Source organism: Verrucomicrobiota bacterium (genome assembly GCA_016871675.1).
In the GTDB taxonomy this organism is placed as follows: domain Bacteria; phylum Verrucomicrobiota; class Verrucomicrobiia; order Limisphaerales; family VHCN01; genus VHCN01.
In genome coordinates this window covers 1-17,031 of record VHCN01000004.1, presented here as the reverse complement: position 1 = coordinate 17,031, position 17,031 = coordinate 1, and the positions used below count along the sequence as shown (strand labels likewise).

Here is a 17,031-nt window from a genome sequence, read left to right as displayed (position 1 = left end):
TGGTGTCGCCGAATGGCACCGCGCCGCAAGCTCATTCTCCGCGCGGCGCGTGACGGAGCCGGTGTCAGGCCGCGAGCAGTTTGGAACAGGCCGCCTCGTGCTTCTTCATCCGGGCCGCGGACTTCGCCTCGATGTAGCAGCGGAAGACGGGCTCGGTGCCGCTTGCGCGGAACGCGACCCACTCGCCGTCGGGCAGGAGGAATTTGAAGCCGTCGGTCATGATGAACTTTTGCACCTTGGCGCTGCCGACCTTGTCGAGCCCGGCGGCGAGCTTGGCGACGACGGCGTCCTTCTTGTCGGGCGCGATGCGGAGGTTCAGGCGTGTGGTGTGGAATTCGCCGGTGACTTTCTCAAGCGAGCGGAGGATCTGCCCGAGCGACTTGCGCTCGGTGGCGACGAGTTCGGCCATGAGCAGGCACGCGAGGATGCCGTCCTTTTCGGGCACGTGGCCTTTGACGCTCAAGCCGCCGCTTTCCTCGCCGCCGACGATGATGGGCTCGGACTCCATCAGCGCGCCGATGTATTTGAAGCCCACGGGTGTCTCGTGCAGGCGCACGCCGAGCAGGTTCGCGACGGCGTCCACCTGGTGACTCGTCGGCACGGTCCGCACGACGGCACCGGTCCAGCCACGGTTCTTCTTCAGGTGATACAACGCGAGCGCGAGAATCTGGTTCGGCGTGAGCCACGCGCCGTCCTTGTCCACGATGCCGAACCGGTCTGCGTCGCCGTCGAGCCCGAGGCCGAGCTGCGCCCTGCCGCTGCGGACGAACCGGCTCACGCCCGCCATGCCCTCGGCGTTCGGTTCGGGATGATGGCCGCCGAAGAGCGGGTTGAGTTCGTTGTGAAACACGGTCACTCGCGCGCCGGCTTCCTCGAGCAAGGTGTCGAGATAGCCCCGGCCCGTGCCATACATGAGCTCGACGGCGAGCTTGAGCTTGGCGCGGCGGATGGCCGCGAAGTTCACGAGCTTCCTCAACTGCTTCACATAATCGGGGCGCGGGTCGATGGTCTTGCACGCGAACGTGCCGGCGATGGCGGCGTTGAACGTCCAGCCCCCGGCCTGGCGCCGGGCGATCGCGGCTTCGATTTGCCTGGTGACCTCGGGCGTCGCGGGCGCGCCGTTGCTGGTGGAGAATTTGAGCCCCTGATATTCGGCGGGGTTGTGGCTGGCGGTCATGTTGATGCCGCCGATGGCCTTGCGATGCCGGATGGTGTGCGCGATGACGGGCGTCGGCGCGTCGCGTTCGCAGAGCAGCGGGGTCAGTCCCGCGGCGGCGAGCACCTCGGCGGCGGCGAGGGAGAATTCGCGGCCGAGAAAGCGCGTGTCGTGGCCGATGATGACGACGGGCTTTCGGTTGCAGATGGCGGACTGCGGGTTGAGGAGTTCGGCTTTGAGGAAGTCCGCGATGCCTTGCGTGGCGACGCGGACCTTGTCGAAGGTGAAGTCGCGCGCGATGAGGCCGCGCCATCCGCTCGTGCCGAACTTGATGCTCATCCGGGGTGCGTGATTGGTGGTGCGTCGAGGGTGAACCGGTGGTGCGAACACGCGGCTTCACGCGCCGCGCATCGGGCACACGGGCTCAACCCTTCCAGTCGAAGGCGCGCTTCTTGACCGCGTAAATGTAGCCGACGAACAGGATGGCGATGAACGTGAGCATGGAGCCGAGCGCGAGCCCGGCTTGCGGCGTCGCGAGCAACTCGCGATACACCACGGCCCACGGGTAGAGGAACACCACCTCGATATCAAACAGGATGAACAGCATCGCCACGAGGTGGAACTTCACCGACAGCCGCGCCGTCCCGTCGCCGACGGGAAGCATCCCGCACTCGTAGGCGACGTCCTTCGTGGGCGTCGTGCGCGCGGCGATCTTCCGGTTGAAGAACCGCCCGGCGACGATCGAGCCGGCGATCATCCCCGCCGCCATGAGCACGGCGACGACGCCAAGCAACAGGACGGGGAGATACTGGGGCAACTGCGAATCCACGCGGCGACGGTAGGAATGGGTCGCGGCTTTGGCAAGGGTGGAGATGGGCGCGCATCTTGACACCCCGCCGTGCCAGACCTAGCGTCGCCCGAGCCTGCCAACAGCACGTCACGCCATGTGGCATTCCACTATTTCTGCGCGAGCGCGGGGCGCGTTCACGCTCATCGAGTTGCTGGTGGTGATCGCGATCATCGCGATCCTGGCGGCGTTGTTGCTCCCGGCGCTCGCGTCCGCGAAGCAGCGCGCCAAGGGCATCACGTGCCTGAACAACGTCCGCCAGATCGGGCTCGCCTCCAAGCTCTACGTGGACGATCACGACGGCGTCTTCGTGCAGTGGGCGCGCGACGGCGCGGCGCCTCCGGGCGCGTGGTTGCCGGCCGCCAATTACACTTACTGGCCGGACATCCTGCGCCCGACACTCGTCGTGCCCAAGGCGCTGCTTTGCCCAAACCGCGGCGGACTCACCAACCTGTTCGGCATCGGCATCAACCACATCGAGATCGGCGTCTGGCGCGACCAGAAGAACGGCGCGCGGAACCGCGTTCGCGAGGTGGACGTCGCGTTTCCCGGCGCGACCGTGGCGTTCGCGGACGATCAGGATGTGGCGAACGCGAGCGAACCGAATCCGGACCTCTGGGTCGTCAAGCAGACGTCCAGCCCGTATTGCATCGTCTTCCGCACGCCGAACAACCTGCCCGACTACAACACCGATCCGTATCGCGTGGTGAACCGGCACACGGGCCGCGCCGCGACCGCGCACGTGGACGGCCACGCGGAGTTGATGAAGAGCAGCGCCATCGGGTTTCAGTTTCCCGAGGGGCATCCGCTCGCGCTGTGGGACAAGAAGTGATCTCGCGGCGCGGCGCCTTCGCCTCCCCCAACGTCGCGTTTCACGCCGCCTTCGGCACGTCCTCGGCCTCGACGCGCGTGCCGGACTCGAAGCGCGTGTGCGATTTGAAGAAGACGAGCGGAACATCGCCGGTCGGCCCGTTGCGGTGCTTGGCGACGAGCAGGTTCACGGGCGCGTGATCGGTCGTCGCGGCGGGTTCCTTGTCCGGTTCCTTCTCGCGATACAGGATGGTGACGAGGTCGGCGTCCTGCTCGATGGAGCCCGACTCGCGGAGGTCGGAGAGTCGCGGCTTGCGCTTCTCGCGCTCGAGGTCGCGGTTGAGCTGGCTGAGGACGAGGATGGGGATGTTGAGTTCCTTGGCGAGGGACTTGATGCCGGAGGAGATGTAGGCGATTTCCTGCTGGCGGTTCTCGGCGCGCGTGTTGTCGCTTCGAAGGAGTTGCAGGTAGTCAATCACCAGCATCCGGACCTGATGCTGGAGCACCATGCGGCGGGCCTTGCCGCGAAGTTCCATCACGGTCAAGCCGGGCGCGTCGTCAATGAACAGCGGCGCGTCGGCCAGCGTTTCGCTCGCACGTTTGAGCCGCTCAAAGTCGCGGTCGGTCACGAACTGGTGGCTCAGGTCGCGCGGGTTGATGCGCGCGCGGGAGAGGAGCAGCCGCTTCACGAGCGACAGGCTGGTCATCTCGAGGCTGAACACGCCCACGGGGATGCGCAGGTCGATGGCCGCGTGCTCGGCCATGTTCATCGCGAGGGAGGTCTTGCCCATGCTCGGCCGCGCCGCGATCACGATCATCTCGCCGCCGTGGAAGCCATCCGTCATCCGGTCGAGCATGGGGAAGCCCGATGGCAACCCGGAGATCGCGCCGTTCCGCTGGTAGATCGCGTCGATCTCGCCGAGGGCCGAGTGCGCCACGTCCTTCATCACGAAGGCCGCCGTGGTGATGCGCACGTCGCTCAGCGCCATGAATTCCTTCTCCACGTCGTCCATGAAGGCCTTCACGTCGCCCTGCATTTCGTGGACGCGCTGCGCCAGCGTCGTGGTCGCGGCGAGCACGCGGCGGAGCAGGCGCTTCTCGTGGACGATGGCGAGGTAGTGGGGCAGGTTCGCCGCCGAGGGGACGGCGTTGGCGAGGTTGGCGAGGTAGCCCACGCCGCCGACGCCCTCGAGCATGCCGCGATCGCGCAACCGCTGGACGACGAGGCTCATCTCGACGGGTTGCAAATGCTCGTCGTGCATCGCGAGGAGTTGGTCGTAGAGCGTCTGGTGGCGCAGATCGTAGAACGCCGCCGCGTCGTGGTGAAGCATCTCCAGGCACTGGGGCACGCAATCATCCGCGGCGAGCAGGATGCACCCGAGCACGCCTTGCTCCGCCTCGATGGAGTGCGGCGGGTGGCGGTCGATGCTGGCGAGGTTGACGGGGCGCGGCGGCGGATTGCGCCGCGGCGTGGGTGAGAAGAGGTCGTCGGGCATGGCGCGCGAGGGCTGGTGGTTTCCGGAACCGGGCGTTGATGGTGCGCACCGGGGTCCGACAACGGCAGGGGGATCGTGACCCAGTTCCGGGTTTCAAACTGCTTGTTTGGAGTTACTGACTCGGAACGGACACGGCGACCTCGACACCGCCTCGCGCCGGGTGGCTCGCCCGCAGCGGGCAACTCTCCGGCGCGTTGCGCCAACTGAAGGTCCTGCGCGACCGCAACCCGCTCGGCACCGGCCCGCGCTTCAAGCTGGCGCAATGCACTTTGTGGCAGGGCGGGCTCACGTCCGCCTCTCTTTGATCGGCGCGGTCTACTCCACCGGGGATGAGAACTCGGCATCGCTGACCAAGGGCCTCATCGGTTTGGGGCTCTTTCAGAGCGCGGCCCTCGGGCTCAAGTGGGGACTTCCCGGGCACTGGTCCGTCCATCCGCCTTACCGCTTCGAATCTCACCAGCACTTTGACGCCCACGCCGTCGGGTTGAGCGGGCACTGGAAGTATGAGCCTGCGCCTGCCGGCGAGATCCCCGCTTGACGCCCCGCCCGGCTTGGCGTTACCTCCACCCATGTCCGGCGCCAACCCCTCCTGCCTCGTGCGCCGGGTTCGTTTCACGAACAAGCCCTTCACCTGAGTGCGACGCGTGTGAGATGGCGTGGCCATTTCTCCACACGGGCGCCCAGTAACGGGTTTCCTTCAACAGCCTGAGTCCATCTCCCGGCTGCTTTCAAACCACCCCTGCTGCAAGTCCGTGACGGTCGCCTGAGGCGCCGTTCTGCCCGCCAGATCCACCTCATCCGCCGCCCCGGCGTTTCCGGTGCGGCGCGCGGTCCAGAAATCACTTTGATGCAACGACTCACTGACACCATGAAAAACCTGAACCTGTCCGCAGCGTCCGCCGCGCCCGCGCGCGCGACGGCGCAGCAATCCATCGCGCCCGACTACCTGAAGCCCGTGCCGCAGGATTCCTCCGTGCAAACCATCAACTACTTCCTCAACCCCCACGCCGAGGCCGACGGCAAACCGGTCCAGGCTGAGAGAACTGGAGTTTCAAAGATCTGAATTAGGCGAATCCACTGGCAGAAACCACTTCGGTAACAATCAACACGAACGAAACCAAAACCATGAAGCATCCCATCATCCCAGCGGCGGTCGCCGCCGCATTCCTTGCCGGTGCCACCGTTGCCCCGGCCCAGTCCAACGCCGACCTGCTCCGCGAGTTGCAGGCGCTCAAGGCCCGCATGGCCGAGCTTGAGAAGAAGCTCGCCGAGAGACCCGTCACGCCCGCCGCCCCGGTCGCGGGGGACGACAAGCTCAAACCGGACGACTCGATGAAGTGGAGCGAGTTCATCACCGGCAAGTCGCGCTTCAAGCTCTACGGCTACCTGCGCGCGGACATGATTTACGACGATTCGCGCCCCGGCGGGAACGGCATCAACAGCTCGCTGGTGCCCGCGTTCATCCTCTCGGAGAACGGCCTCGGCGGCGCGGCCAACCTCGCGCCCGGCCCGAACCACGAGAACTTCGACATTCACCCGCGCCTGACCCGGCTCGGTGTGGATTTCTCCGGGCCCGAAGTGGAAACACTGTGGGGCGCGAAGACGGGCGGCAAGCTGGAGATTGATTTCTACAACGTCGTGGCCGGCGGCGCGGAGTCGCGCGAGTTCCTGCGCATGAGGCACGCTTACGGGCAGCTCAAGTGGGAAAACGCCAGCTTCCTCGCCGGGCAGACGAGCGACCTGATCTCGCAGTATTTCCCCACGGTGAACCCGGACTTCGTGATGTGGGGCGCAGGCAACCTGGGCGACCGCCGTCCGCAGTTCCGCGCGGAGTGGACGCCGAAGTTGTGGGGCGGGACTGCGTTTGTGCAGGGCATGGCGGGGTTGACGGGCGCCGATGACAACCGGGACCTGGACGCCAACGGCATCCGCGACGGCGAGGCGTCGGGCCTGCCCACCGTGCAGGGGCGCATCGGCTACCGTTTCCCGATCTGGGAGAAGCAGAACATCGAGCTCGCGCTCTGGACGCATCAGGCGCGCGAGAAGGTGGACATCGCCATCGGCGGTCGCAACAACTTCAACAGCGAGGGCTGGGGGTTTGACTTCTCCACGCCGCTCTACAAGGACATCGTGACCCTGCGCGGCGAAGGCTGGACGGGGAAGAATCTCGACGACGTGCGCGGCGGCATCCTGCAGGGCGTGAACGTGGCCACGGGGCGCGAGATCCACGCCACCGGCGGCTGGGCGGAGCTCACGCTGAAGCCGGCGAAGTGGTATTCGTTTCACTCGGGCTATCTCTTTGACAACCCGCGCAGCAGCGACCTGCCGGTGTCGTCGCCCGAGCTCAACAGCATCTGGTATCTCGCCGCGCGGTTGTATCTGGACCCCGTGGAACTGGGCCTGGATTACGTGAACTGGACCACTTACTTCAAGGACATCACCGGCCCGCAGGGCAAGGGGCAGAACAACCGCTTCCAAGCTTTCGTGAGCTACAAGTTCTAACCTGAACCGCAACACCCACTGACTCCCGCCATGAAGACCACACTGTCCGTCTGCATCGGCGCGGTTCTCGCCGCGTCGTTCACCGTGTTCGCCGCCAGCGCGCCGCGTTCCGCGACGTTCGAGGCGCGCCACGAGCTCAAGGTCGTGGTTCCCGACGGCGCGAAGAAGGTCCGCGCCTGGTTCACCATGCCGCAGGACGACCCGCTCCAGCAAATCACGGACTTCAAGGTCGAGGCCCCGTTCCCCACGCGCATCACCACCGACTCCGAGGGCAACAAGGCCGTCTATCTCGAAGTCGCCGCGCCCCTGAACAAGGAGTTCACCATCGTCGAGACCTTCAGCGTGACGCGCCGCGAGCAAATCAGCGGCGTGGACGCGAAGAAGGCCAAGGCCATCAGCGCCGCCGACCGCTCGAAGTTCGCCGCGTCGCTCGCGCCGAACGCGAACGTGATCATCGACGACCGCATCAGGAAGCTCGCGGCTGAGATCGTCGGCACGGAGAAAAATCCCGTGCTGGCCGCGCGCAAGCTCTACGACTGGACGCTCGACAACATCGAGTATTGGGTGAAGGACCCGGCCACCAAGAAGGCGTCGCCCGTCGGCAGCACCGACTATTGCCTCACGACAAAGACCGGGAACTGCACGGACTTCCACTCGCTCTGGGCGTCGCTCGCCCGCGCCAGCGGGATTCCCACACGCATCATCTACGGCAGCTTCTTCAAGGCCGAGCTCGACGGGCAGGACGCCGACCAGAGCTATCACTGCTGGCCGGAGTTTTTCGCCCCGGGCGTCGGCTGGGTTCCGCATGACGTGGCCGTGGCCGACCTCTACACCGGCGGCTACGCGGTGAACGACGCGAACGCCAAGCTCGTGCGCCTCACCACCGGCGACGGCAAGGTCAACGCCGACAAGTCGAAGATTGATTACTACTTCGGCAACCTCGACGAGCGCCGCGTGACGTGGAGCCGCGGCCGCGATCTCACGCTTTCCCCCAAGCAGGACGCCGGTCCGGTCAACGCGCTGGCGAAGGCCTATGTCGAGGTGGATGGCAAGCCCGGCGCGGAAAAAGAAGTCTGGACGCGGAAGCTCACGTTCAGGGAGAAGAAGTAGAAGCCTCGAGCCAATGACCCCCACCGCCGAACCGCGCACCGCCGAGTCGCTCATCCGCGACCTCGGCGCGCTGCGCGCGGCGGTGTGCCCCGGGTGTCCCGCCTCCCGCGGGATCGGCCTTCGCGAATCCCTCATGAGCATCGCGATGGGATTCAAGGACGCTCCACGCTGCCTGCCGTGCCTGGGCTCCGCGCTCACCGGCGAATCCGCGGCGCTGGGCGCGCAGATTTACGATTACATCCAGCGCCACGACTGCTTTCGCGAGGCTTGGGAATGGGCCTGCCGCGAGGAAGGCGCGGGCTTGGACGAACTTCCCGGCTGTTCCTCCCACACGAGCCCCGCGGGTGTTGCGCGGGACTCGGCATCATCGGGGCCGCAGGCGCAGTGCATGGCGCCTGCGGTCTCCGGTGACGCGCCCCCTTTCACGGCCGAGTGGGACGCCGGCGACATGGGCTGCGGCGATCTCGTGCTCGAATTGCGCCTCCGCCTGCAAGCAACCGCGCCGGGAACCATCTTCAAACTCACCGCCCGGGACCCCGGCGCGCCGGCCGACCTGCCGGCATGGTGCGGGTTGACGGGCAATCCGCTCTTGCGCTCGCAGCATCCGGTCTATTGGATTCGCCGCAAGCCGTGACGTTCTCCTGCCATCAGTCAACCACCCAGCATTCACCCACTCCACCATGTCTAAGTTCTGCGTCTCCCTCACCGCCGCCAGGGACAACTGTGACCGCGCCACCGTCGCCTTCGTCGTCGCCAACGCCGCGCTCGGTTCCGGGCAGGACACGCTCGTGTTTCTGAGCATCGAGGGCGTGCGCCTCAGCCAGAAAGGCTACGCCGACGGCGTGCACGAGGAGGGCTTTGCGCCGCTGAAGGACCTGATGGCGAACTTCGCCAGCGCGGGCGGGAAGATCTTCGTCTGCTCGCCGTGCTTCAAAAAGCGCAAGCTCGACGAGAACAACCTCGTCGCCGGCGCGGCCATCGTCGGCGGGGCGAAGCTGGTCGAATTCCTCGCGGGCGGGAGTCCGTGCGTGAGCTATTGAACGCGACCGGCTCACACTCCCGGCGCCCCGATGTCTCGTTCGACGGCGGCGACTTGGATTGCGGCGGCGGCTTGCTGCTGCTCATCCGCCGCCACATTGATCCGATGCCGCGCGGCGGGCTTCTGGAAATTCTCTCCACCGACACCTCCGTCGAGGGCGACCTGCCCGCGTGGTGCCGGCTCACGGGCAACGAACTCGTCTCGTGGACCAAGTCCGGCAGGCAGCGCAGCTACCTCGTCTGCAAAGGCGCGCTCGCCGAACGCGCCGCCGCGCCATCCACCATCCAGCAACCCCCCTCCACAAAGTCGCTTCGCGTCCGGCCAGTCATTCCCGCGTCCCTCCCTCCCGCCGCGCCTGCGCCGCCGATTGCGCCGCTCTCGATCATGGGCATCGGCAGTTGGCCCCGGCCGCGCTGGATGTTGCAGGCGATTCACGAGCGGCTCGAAGGCCGCATCGCCGAGGCCGACTACCAGGCCACGGCGGACGACTCGGTGCGGCTCGCGGTCGAGGCGCAGCTTCGCGCCGGCGTGGATGTTGTGACCGATGGCGAGCAGCGGCGCGACAGCTACAGCAGCTTTGTCGGCGGGTTGCTCGACAACTGCCAGCTCATCCCGCTCACCGACCTCACGGCGATGGTGGACGACCGGGAGAAGTTCGAGAAGGAGCTGCGCGCGCTCGACGTGCCCGCGGCGGCCGTGCGGCATCCGGTCGTGTTCGGGCCGCTCGGCCGGAGCCGGCCGTTCGCCGTGCACGAACTCGAATTCGTCCGGAAGCTCACCGGCAAGCCGGTGAAGGTCGCGCTGCCCGGTCCGTATCTGCTCACGCGCACGATGTGGCTGGATTGCCTGACCGACCGGCCTTACGCGACGCGCGAGGCGCTTGCGACGGACATCGTCCGCGTGCTGCGCGAGGAACTGCACGGTCTGCTTGCTGCGGGCGCTTCGCTGGTGCAATTCGACGAGCCGGTGCTGACCGAGGTGGTGTTCACCGGCGCGAAGACGCAGCGCAGCTTCATGTGCGGCGCGCTCAGCGAGAAGAAGGCGGCGGGCGAGGAACTCGCCTTCGCGCGCGACCTGTTGAACGCCGTCGTGGCCGGACTGCCTCGCGAGCGGGTCGCGGTTCACATGTGCCGCGGCAACTGGACGCGTGACGAAGCCGCGGCGTTGACCGGTGATTATCGTCCGCTGCTCGACCTGTTGAAGTCGGTGAACGTCGGCACGCTGTTCCTCGAACTCTGCACCCCGCGCGCGGGGGAGATGGAGGTGCTTCGCGAACTGCCCGCCGACCGGCGCATCGGCGTGGGCGTGGTGAACCAGAAGCTCGACTCGGTGGAGTCCGCCGCGCACATCGCCGCGCACATGAGGCGCGCGCTCGACCTGTTCGGCCGCGAGCGGGTGCTGTTCACGCCCGACTGCGGCTTCGCGACCTTCGCCGACAACCCCGTGGCCAGCGCGCAGGTGGCGGAGGCAAAGTTGCGGGCAGTGGCGACGGCGAGAGACACCTTGAGAGGAGCTTGATCACAGCCGGGCGGGATTCTGGGGTTGAATTTCCGCCCCATGCCGGGTGTCAATGTCCGCAGTCACGAACCCACCCTTGGCAAGAGCGACGACAAGATCAGCGCAGTATCGTCTCCGAAAGCAACCCTCACTATCTTTCCCCCGATGATTCGATTCCATTGTTCCAAGTGCGCGATGAAGCTGATGGTCGAGCCGGAATTTGCCGGCACGAACGTGAGCTGTCCCGGTTGCGGCACCAGCCTGTCCGTGCCCGCCGCGCCGGAGGGCGGCACGGACGCCGCGGGCTCGCCGAATCAACGCGAGGCGTGGAAGGAAACCGACCCGACAAACCCCAACGTGTGGATCGCGCTCGGGATCGGCGCGGGGATTTTCTTGTTCTTCTACCTGCTCGCGCTGCCGTTTCAGAATTCGTTCTTCTACGCGATCCTCGCGAAACGCGGCTGGGTGAACTTTGCCGAGACGTTCCTCTTCGGCTGGGGCGTGGCGTTCCTGATTCTGAAGTTCGTCAAGTTCCGTCACCAGCAGCGCGCGCTCACGCTGGACGTGCTGCCGATGGACCTGGGCCGGGACATCAACAAGTCCAACCTGCACGTGTTCATCTCGCACGTGTATTCACTGCCCCTCAAGCTCCGGGACAGCATGATGGTGAACCGCATCCGCAAGGCGCTCGAACTGTTCGAGGTGCGCACGGTGAACGCCGAGGTCGCCACGATGATGAGCAACCAGTCGAACATCGACGGCGCGCGCATCGGCGGCAGCTACACGCTGGTCAAGGTCTTCGTCTGGGCGATCCCGATCCTCGGCTTCATCGGCACGGTCATCGGCCTCTCGCAGGCGATCGGCTACTTCAAGGGCGTCATGTCCGGCGCCAAGGACGTCGAGGCCATGATGGCGAGCATGGGCGGCGTGACGAGCGGCCTGGCGACGGCGTTTGACACCACGCTGCTCGCGCTGATTTACGCGATGTTTCTGAGCCTGCCGATGTCCTCCATGCAGAAGCAGGAGGAGGACAACCTCAACCACATTGACGCCTACTGTAACGAAATCCTGCTGCCGCGGCTCAACGACGGCTCGAACGCATCCGGCGGCGACATGGGCGCGCTGGCGGACACGCTCACGGCCTCGCTCACGCGCGCGCACACGCAATTCCTCACCGGCCTGGACGGCGCGTCGAAGTTGATCCGCGAGCAATCGCAGGGGCTGGAGAAACGCGCGGAGGAGAACACCAAGGCCGTGCAGGAGACGTTCCACAAGTCGATCAAGGCCTTCAACGACAGCGCGAGCAAGACGCTCGACGAACTCGGCCAGTCCGCGGGCAAGAGTTTGAACTCGCTCCACGACGTGCTCAAGAAGGCCGCCGACCAGGTCGCCTCGCTCGAGAAGGCCGCCGCGACGCAGCAGGCGCAGATCGACGCGAGCGTGAAGCAATCCCTGGCCAAGTTGCACGAGGACTCCAGCAAGGTCGTCGGCGAGGCCGTCAAGGTCGCCGTCACCGAGACCGCCAAGTCCATCGAGGGCACCATCAAGCCGGCCGTCCAGCAGGTCAGCACGCTCAGCGACGCCGTCAAGGCCGCGACCGTGCACGTCGCCGCGCTCGAAAAACAGTCCAGCGAGCATCAGGCCAGCGTGCTCAAGGCCATGCAGGAATCCATCACCCGCGTCCAGCAGGACGCCTCGAAGATGCTCGGCGATTCCATCAAGGTCACCGCCGAACATTCCGCCAAGGCGATGGAGGAACTGATGAAGCCCGCCGTGAGCCAGCTCTCCGGCATCGGCGAGGCCGCGAAGAACGCCGTCCACGAATCCACCAACCTTCAGCGCCAGTCCCGCGAGCAGCACAGCGCGGCGCAGCAGGCGTTCCTCGATGCCACGGCGAAGCTCCAGCGCGACCTCGCCAAGTCCGTCGAGGAGGCCATCCGGCCCGTTGCGCAGCAGGTCGGTTCGCTCGGCGAAAGCCTCAAGGCCGCGACCGCGCAACTGCCCGACCTCCAGCGGCAGATGCGCGACCAGCAGGGCGCGGCGCAGCAGAGCCTCACCACCTCGTTGGAGCAGCTCCAGCGCGCCACAAGCCGCTCGCTCGAGGAGACCATCCGCCCCGCGACGCAGCAGATCAGCGCGCTCGCCGATGCGGTCAAGGACTCGCTTGCCCAGCTCAAGTCGCTCGATCAGGCGGCGCGCGAGCAGCAGGCGAACGCGCAGCGCTTGCTGCAGGAAGCCGTGACGCAACTTGGCCGCGACAACGCCCGCGCCGTCGAGGAAACCTCGCGGCCCGCGACGCAGCAAGTCGCCGCGCTCGCCGAGGCCGTCCGGGAATCCATCACGCAACTTCAGAACATGGACCGCGCCGGACGCGAGCAGCAGGCCGCCGCGCAGCGCGCGTTGAACGAGGCCGTCACCCAGCTCAGCCGCGACACCGCGCGCTCCCTCGAGGAGTTGATGAAGCCCGCCGCCGCGCAACTCTCCGCGCTCAGCGAGGCCGCGCGCGCCGCGTCGGACAAAGTCGCCGCGCTCGACCGGCACGCGCAGGAACACCAGACCTCCGTCGCCCGCACGATGGAGGCCGGCGTGAACCGGCTGCACAGCGACGCCACGCGCGCCGTGGACGACACGATGAAGACGGTGGCCGGCCACCTCGCGTCCCTGCAGCAGGGCATCGCCGCGCTCAACCAGACGCTGGCCGAACTGCACGGCAAGCAAGTCATCGTGCAGCAGCAACCCAAGGCCGGTCTTTTCGGCCGCATGATGGGGAAGGGCTAGCGCGGCAGCCGTTCACGGTTCAAAGTTGAGTCACCGAACAACCAATGACCCAATGATCGTTCGAGGGCTGTAGCGAGCCGCCATCCGGACGCATTCGCCCACGCCCCACCGCCGCCCCATGGCCCGCATCAAAGCCAGTTCAGCGCCCGCGATGTCGCTCTTTCCGTTCATGAGCATCCTCGCGTGCCTGTCCGGCGCGCTCGTGGTGATGATTTGCATCCTGACGATCATTCAGGCGACGTCGTCCGGGACAAAAGCGGCCAAGAAAAACCCGCTCGCCGAGGAGATGATGAAGGTGCAGGCGCAACTCGCGGAGTTCCGCAGCATCACGGACCAGCTTTCGAGCGTGGAGGAGCTTGAGAAACGACTGCTCGCCTTGCGGGAAGTCGCGCAGGGCGCGGAAACCACGGACGCCGTGCGGACGCGGCTGCAGAAGGAAATCGAAAACCTGCGGATCGTGATCGCGAACCTGAAGGACGACCAGCCAAGGGTGCAAAAGGAAATCGCGAGGCTGAAGGAAGACCTCGTGGAGCGGAAGATGAAGCCGGAGGATATCCGGCCCGCGCTGCGCGTGCAGGGCGGCGGCAGCGGGTTCGCGGTGGGGCGGCGGCTGTTCGTGGTCGAGGCCAACAATGACTCGATCGTGATCCATCGCAGCAAGGATGACCGGTTTCGGATCGCCACCGGGGCCATCGGCGCAGACAAGGATTACAACGACTTCCTCGCCGAGGTCGCCGCCGTGAAGACTCATCTCGTGCTCTTTCTGGTCCGCACGGACGGGATGAACAGCTACAATCGCGGCGCGGGCTGGGCTGAGCAGCAATACAAGCTGGCGACCAGCAAGATGCCCATCCCCGGGCAGGGGAAGGTGGACTTGAGCGAGTTCGAGAAGTTCATGAAGTGAGGTTGCGAATGCGTCCGGCGTGGGGCGTAATCGGGACCGTGAGGGTGCGGGTGGCTGGGAGAAGTGTGACCCCAGACCCGTGGACGACGGACTTGGGATAAGACGATGGCCAAACGGCAACAACAGAATCTGGACGAGGGAGTCAACATGGACTCCATGATGGATAACATGACCAACGTGGTGGGCACGTTGCTGCTCGTGTTGATCATCGTGCAGCTTCAGGTCAACGAGAAGGCCGGCCAGATCGAGGAAAGCCTCGCCAAGGTCACGCCGCAGCAGATTCAGCAGGCCAAGCAGCAACTCGAAGCCACCAAGCTCATCGCGCAAAAGTCCGGCGCGAACGAGGAGCAGTTGCGCCAGGAGGCCAAGTCCAAGCTCGATGACCTGCGCGCGTTCGAGACCACCCTTGAGCAAAAGGGCGTCAAGCTCCGTGACCTCGACACGCTGCGGGACGACTTCACCAACCAGCGCAAGGCTGAGCAGGAGGAGCGGGCCAGGATCAACACGCTCTTCGCCGAGCGCGACAACCTCAAGGCCGTGCTCGACAAGACCCCGCAGCCCAACCGCCCGCCGCCCGTGGACGTGCGCGTGCCCGTCGCCAAGCCCATACCCGCGGGCGCGGAGACGTTCCGCGTGCTGTGCATGAGCAACAAGGTGTATTGGATCAATGACTTCGGCTGGCGCACCCGCGCGTGGTCCGAGGTGGACAAGGCGAAGTATGACCTCATCCTCACGAACGTTCCCACCGCCGACAAGAAGGGCATGACACCCGTCTTCGACCACATCAAGACGGTCACGTTCCTCACGGAGAAGAAGCTGTCGGACGAGTTTCTCGAAGTGCGATTCCCGCTCAACACGAACAGCATGAGCGATCGCGTGTTGATGCAACTGGTGCCGCGCGCCGACGGAGGCGACACCCCGGAGCAGGTGGACGACGCGGACTCGGAGTTCCGGAAGACACTCGTGCGGCTGCGGTCGCGGCCGAAGGCGATGTGCTGGTTCTGGGTGCACCCGACGGGCGTCGCCGCGTATCACGCCGCGCGCGAGCAATGCAGCCGCTACGGCATCCCCGCCGGCTGGGAGTTTTACGGCGCGGCGTTGTATCAGGAGAACTTGCCGCAATTCGTCGTGAACCGGCTCAAGGAACCGCCCCCGCCCCCGCCGCCGCCCCCGCCCGGCGCCAAGCCGCCCCCGCCTCCACCGCCGCAACCGGCCAAGCCGGGACAGATTAACATTGCACCGCCAAAGAAGACCTTGGACTAGGGAAGCTGGTGAAACCACGAAGACACGAAGGACACAAAGGGCGGCGAGGGCAGAGGCCATTCGTCCGCGCGTTCTTCGTGTCCTTTGTGTCTTTGTGGTTGAATCGATTCCCTGGCGCCGTAACCTTTCCGTCGCGCCGGGTATCTATCGAGCCAACATCACGCCATGGAAGACAACCCTGAGCCGCGGACCATGAACGATCGAATCGGCTGACCCTTTGGCCTGGCAACCGCGCAGTGCGGCGCGCCGGGTCTCGCAGCAAACCCCAACACCCAAACAAACCCCATGAAGAAGAAGACCCTGCCCATCGTAGCCGCTTCGGCTGCCTTGTTCCTCGGCGTGCTCGTCACGTCCGACTACGCCGCCGACGCCAAGTCGCCCATCAAGGAGGCGATGCAGAAATACCACAAGGGCGCCACAAAGGACGCCGACCCCGTCTGCAAGAAGGCTTCCAATGGAGCCGCCTCCAAGGACGAGATCAAGGGCATGCTCGCCGCGTATCAGGCGATGGCGAAGGCCAAGCCGCCGCAGGGCGATGAAAAGAGCTGGGCCGACAAGTGCGCCGCGCTCGTCGCCGCAGCCACCGCGCTCGACAAGGGAGAAGCCGGCGCGGTCGACAAATACAAGGCCGCCGTCAACTGCAAGGCGTGCCACGAAGTTCATCGTCCCGCCGCCAAGAAGAAGTAGTTTTCCTCCGTCGCTGCGCGCCTGTCCCCTCCTGCGGGGGACGGGCGCCAGCGGCGGTTTCCCACTGCCGCATTGACATTATCGCGGCCGTGACTTTCCATTTTCGCCGGTGCTGAATCGCCTCGCCAAAGTTTGCCTCGTCGCCGCGCTCGCGGTGTCGCTGGGCTTGCACTGGGCGTTCCTCCAAACCGTGGCGTGGGCGGGCATGGCGGTGCGATTCTCCCGCGAGGTTCCGATTCGCGAGGCAATCGCGATGACCTTTGACGGCAAGCACCCTTGCACCATCTGCGACCTCGTCCTCGAAGCCCACAAGGCCGAACAAAAGAAGCAGGTGGAGAAGCTCGGTCCGTCGCTGGATGGCCTCTCCGCGACGCTGCAAGTCATCCTCTTCCCTCCCGAATTCCAATCGCAGTATCCGATCCCGCTTCGCGCCCTCCAAGCCCGCAGTCTCTCCCCCCCGGTGCCGCCTCCCCGCGCGGCCTGAATCGCCTCCCGATTGTCGGCTGCCGGCGTGTGCCCCGGTGGCATTTTCGAAGTCCCGCGATCCGCGTGTGCGGATGTTCCGAGAGTGAGCTGAAATTCCAGCCACGGGAACGGCGGGCGCAAAGCGAGAACAATCTGGGATGCGGGACCGGCGGCAACCGCCGCGGGGATTCGACTCAGCTTCCGATTCTTCGCGCATTGGCACCACCGCCGGCCCGCATCCCGTTTCCGAGAAAGACCACCATGAATCCGTTGGTATTTCCAAAGCGAAGAAGTCCGGTTTCCGTTGCGGCGTTCACCTTGATCGAGTTGCTCGTCGTCATTGCCATCATCGCCATCCTTGCGGGACTTCTACTGCCCGCACTGACCAAGGCCAAGGAGCGGGCCAAGTCGATCAAGTGCCTGGGCAATGCGCGCCAGATCAGCTACGCCGGGCTGATGTATGGTGATGATTACTCC

16 protein-coding genes and 1 pseudogene are annotated in these 17,031 nt (G+C 65.8%); 13 read left to right on the top strand and 4 right to left on the bottom strand.

Annotated features, from left to right (window positions below; all coding sequences use genetic code 11):
* Window positions 1–64 precede the first annotated feature (64 nt).
* Both FJ386_01850 and FJ386_01845 read right to left on the bottom strand, forming a co-directional pair.
* Window positions 65–1,495, bottom strand: coding sequence for a phosphoglucomutase/phosphomannomutase family protein (locus FJ386_01850; GenBank protein ID MBM3875446.1), 1,431 nt, complete (start codon window positions 1,493–1,495; stop codon window positions 65–67).
* Window positions 1,496–1,580: 85 nt separating this feature from the next.
* Window positions 1,581–1,925 carry an NADH-quinone oxidoreductase subunit A gene (locus FJ386_01845; GenBank protein MBM3875445.1) on the bottom strand — a complete coding sequence of 115 codons (345 nt, stop codon included), beginning with the start codon at window positions 1,923–1,925 and terminating at the stop codon, window positions 1,581–1,583.
* A gap of 175 nt (window positions 1,926–2,100) precedes the next feature.
* Between FJ386_01845 and FJ386_01840 the strand changes: the two genes are divergently transcribed.
* A complete protein-coding gene (locus tag FJ386_01840; protein ID MBM3875444.1) occupies window positions 2,101–2,835 on the top strand; it encodes a prepilin-type N-terminal cleavage/methylation domain-containing protein in 735 nt (244 codons plus the stop codon).
* A gap of 40 nt (window positions 2,836–2,875) precedes the next feature.
* Here FJ386_01840 and dnaB read toward each other — a convergent pair whose 3' ends face one another.
* Window positions 2,876–4,309, bottom strand: coding sequence for a replicative DNA helicase (dnaB, locus tag FJ386_01835; protein ID MBM3875443.1), 1,434 nt, complete (start codon window positions 4,307–4,309; stop codon window positions 2,876–2,878).
* A gap of 262 nt (window positions 4,310–4,571) precedes the next feature.
* On the opposite strand from dnaB, the gene FJ386_01830 reads away from it, so the two are divergent.
* From FJ386_01830 to FJ386_01790, 9 genes are all read left to right on the top strand, one after another.
* On the top strand, window positions 4,572–4,847 hold the full coding sequence (locus tag FJ386_01830) for a hypothetical protein (protein ID MBM3875442.1): 276 nt from the start codon (window positions 4,572–4,574) through the stop codon (window positions 4,845–4,847).
* Window positions 4,848–5,156: 309 nt separating this feature from the next.
* Entirely contained in the window at window positions 5,157–5,372 is a 216-nt protein-coding gene (locus tag FJ386_01825) for a hypothetical protein (protein MBM3875441.1), read from the top strand.
* 62 nt (window positions 5,373–5,434) lie between these two features.
* Complete coding sequence (locus FJ386_01820; GenBank protein ID MBM3875440.1) at window positions 5,435–6,811, top strand: hypothetical protein; 1,377 nt, start codon at window positions 5,435–5,437, stop codon at window positions 6,809–6,811.
* 30 nt (window positions 6,812–6,841) lie between these two features.
* The gene (locus FJ386_01815) at window positions 6,842–7,921 is read left to right on the top strand and encodes a transglutaminase domain-containing protein (protein MBM3875439.1); all 1,080 of its coding nucleotides are present in this window, start codon (window positions 6,842–6,844) and stop codon (window positions 7,919–7,921) included.
* Window positions 7,922–8,309: 388 nt separating this feature from the next.
* The gene (locus tag FJ386_01810) at window positions 8,310–8,555 is read left to right on the top strand and encodes a sulfurtransferase TusA family protein (protein ID MBM3875438.1); all 246 of its coding nucleotides are present in this window, start codon (window positions 8,310–8,312) and stop codon (window positions 8,553–8,555) included.
* Window positions 8,556–8,601: 46 nt separating this feature from the next.
* The gene (locus tag FJ386_01805) at window positions 8,602–8,961 is read left to right on the top strand and encodes a sulfur reduction protein DsrE (GenBank protein ID MBM3875437.1); all 360 of its coding nucleotides are present in this window, start codon (window positions 8,602–8,604) and stop codon (window positions 8,959–8,961) included.
* 104 nt (window positions 8,962–9,065) lie between these two features.
* The gene (locus FJ386_01800; protein ID MBM3875436.1) at window positions 9,066–10,478 is read left to right on the top strand and encodes a 5-methyltetrahydropteroyltriglutamate--homocysteine methyltransferase; all 1,413 of its coding nucleotides are present in this window, start codon (window positions 9,066–9,068) and stop codon (window positions 10,476–10,478) included.
* A 39-nt stretch (window positions 10,479–10,517) separates the two neighbouring features.
* Window positions 10,518–13,235 (top strand): hypothetical protein, encoded by a 2,718-nt coding sequence (locus FJ386_01795; GenBank protein MBM3875435.1) that lies wholly within the window; start codon window positions 10,518–10,520, stop codon window positions 13,233–13,235.
* 118 nt (window positions 13,236–13,353) lie between these two features.
* Window positions 13,354–14,139: a hypothetical protein gene (locus FJ386_01790; GenBank protein ID MBM3875434.1), complete on the top strand. Its 786-nt coding sequence runs from the start codon at window positions 13,354–13,356 to the stop codon at window positions 14,137–14,139.
* Window positions 14,140–15,281: 1,142 nt separating this feature from the next.
* Here FJ386_01790 and FJ386_01785 read toward each other — a convergent pair.
* Window positions 15,282–15,353: pseudogene (locus FJ386_01785) on the bottom strand (single-stranded DNA-binding protein).
* A gap of 334 nt (window positions 15,354–15,687) precedes the next feature.
* Here FJ386_01785 and FJ386_01780 point away from each other — a divergent pair.
* The 3 genes from FJ386_01780 to FJ386_01770 form a co-directional block, all read left to right on the top strand.
* Window positions 15,688–16,089: a hypothetical protein gene (locus tag FJ386_01780; GenBank protein ID MBM3875433.1), complete on the top strand. Its 402-nt coding sequence runs from the start codon at window positions 15,688–15,690 to the stop codon at window positions 16,087–16,089.
* 109 nt (window positions 16,090–16,198) lie between these two features.
* The gene (locus FJ386_01775; GenBank protein ID MBM3875432.1) at window positions 16,199–16,573 is read left to right on the top strand and encodes a hypothetical protein; all 375 of its coding nucleotides are present in this window, start codon (window positions 16,199–16,201) and stop codon (window positions 16,571–16,573) included.
* A gap of 242 nt (window positions 16,574–16,815) precedes the next feature.
* A partial coding sequence (locus FJ386_01770) for a type II secretion system protein (protein ID MBM3875431.1) occupies window positions 16,816–17,031 on the top strand: 216 nt, incomplete at its 3' end.

Excerpts from the sequence above, each read along its gene's own strand:
- FJ386_01850 (MBM3875446.1), bottom strand. The coding sequence starts at position 1,495 with ATGAGCATCAAGTTCGGCACGAGCGGATGGCGCGGCCTCATCGCGCGC.
- FJ386_01845 (MBM3875445.1), bottom strand. The coding sequence starts at position 1,925 with ATGGCGGCGGGGATGATCGCCGGCTCGATCGTCGCCGGGCGGTTCTTC.
- FJ386_01840 (MBM3875444.1), top strand. The coding sequence starts at position 2,101 with ATGTGGCATTCCACTATTTCTGCGCGAGCGCGGGGCGCGTTCACGCTC.
- dnaB (MBM3875443.1), bottom strand. The coding sequence starts at position 4,309 with ATGCCCGACGACCTCTTCTCACCCACGCCGCGGCGCAATCCGCCGCCG.
- FJ386_01830 (MBM3875442.1), top strand. The coding sequence starts at position 4,572 with ATGCACTTTGTGGCAGGGCGGGCTCACGTCCGCCTCTCTTTGATCGGC.
- FJ386_01825 (MBM3875441.1), top strand. The coding sequence starts at position 5,157 with ATGCAACGACTCACTGACACCATGAAAAACCTGAACCTGTCCGCAGCG.
- FJ386_01820 (MBM3875440.1), top strand. The coding sequence starts at position 5,435 with ATGAAGCATCCCATCATCCCAGCGGCGGTCGCCGCCGCATTCCTTGCC.
- FJ386_01815 (MBM3875439.1), top strand. The coding sequence starts at position 6,842 with ATGAAGACCACACTGTCCGTCTGCATCGGCGCGGTTCTCGCCGCGTCG.
- FJ386_01810 (MBM3875438.1), top strand. The coding sequence starts at position 8,310 with ATGGCGCCTGCGGTCTCCGGTGACGCGCCCCCTTTCACGGCCGAGTGG.
- FJ386_01805 (MBM3875437.1), top strand. The coding sequence starts at position 8,602 with ATGTCTAAGTTCTGCGTCTCCCTCACCGCCGCCAGGGACAACTGTGAC.
- FJ386_01800 (MBM3875436.1), top strand. The coding sequence starts at position 9,066 with ATGCCGCGCGGCGGGCTTCTGGAAATTCTCTCCACCGACACCTCCGTC.
- FJ386_01795 (MBM3875435.1), top strand. The coding sequence starts at position 10,518 with ATGCCGGGTGTCAATGTCCGCAGTCACGAACCCACCCTTGGCAAGAGC.
- FJ386_01790 (MBM3875434.1), top strand. The coding sequence starts at position 13,354 with ATGGCCCGCATCAAAGCCAGTTCAGCGCCCGCGATGTCGCTCTTTCCG.
- FJ386_01780 (MBM3875433.1), top strand. The coding sequence starts at position 15,688 with ATGAAGAAGAAGACCCTGCCCATCGTAGCCGCTTCGGCTGCCTTGTTC.